The organism is Paenibacillus sp. N119s (assembly GCF_059447605.1).
Genome location: NZ_JCAJRU010000467.1, coordinates 1 through 841 on the forward strand (window position 1 = coordinate 1; position 841 = coordinate 841).

Consider the following 841-nt stretch of genomic DNA (forward strand, 5'->3'; position numbering starts at 1 on the left):
TCCTGCACGTTTGGAGCCTTCTTAACGCTGGCTTCTATTTTGCTATGGTTAAATTAGGTTTGAAGACACGCTCTAGTCTATTTTCAAATTGACTGGATACTGCATGATTAAGGCAAAATAGCAAAAGAGCGCACCGGAAATCCGGGAGAATCCTGAATGCTCGGAACAATATTATAAATGACTGCACCCGTCGGGGGCAGCTTGTCCAAATTCTTCAGCACCTCAACTTGATACCGATCCTGCTCTAATATGTAGTATTCTCCTACCAGCTTGCCCGCTTTTCGATAAGCTATAGAGGAGTCAGTATCCAGTGTTTCATGTCCGATCGCAGCGACATTTCGTTCCTCTACCAAAAAGCGCAGCGCATCCAGCGACCAACCCGGGCAATGTGCGTCTCCGGCGGTGTCTTTGTTCGAGAAGGCATCAGGGTCAGGCCAACGCTTGCTCCAATCACTGCGAAAGGCGACAAAGGACTGATCGGCAATGCGTCCGTGCTCTTTTTCAAAATCCAGAATATCAGCAACCGTAAGCTCATAGTCGGAATGGGCTGCCACGGCTGCTGAACGGTCGATGACAACGAGCGGCAAAACTAGCTCCTTCAACAAAAGCTCATGTAAATAACGTTTACCCTTCACAAAATGAACGGGAGCATCGATATGAGTTCCATACTGCCCTGGAAAGCAATATTGTTTTACAAAAAAGCCATCGTCATGGGTAAACAGGGTATCTACCTGAACATTATCAAAAACCGGAAAATGAGGGATTTCGGGATAAAAGGCGTGAGACAAGTCCACCCACTCTTTTTGCTTCAACAACTTCAAGATATCTGCTAAATGCTCTG

At 46.4% G+C, this 841-nt stretch carries 1 protein-coding gene; it reads right to left on the bottom strand.

All coding sequences use genetic code 11. The features are described from left to right. Positions 1-107: 107 nt before the first annotated feature. On the bottom strand, positions 108-841 hold a 734-nt coding region (locus tag AC5V8P_RS25805; RefSeq protein ID WP_495474083.1), incomplete at its 5' end, for a cyclase family protein.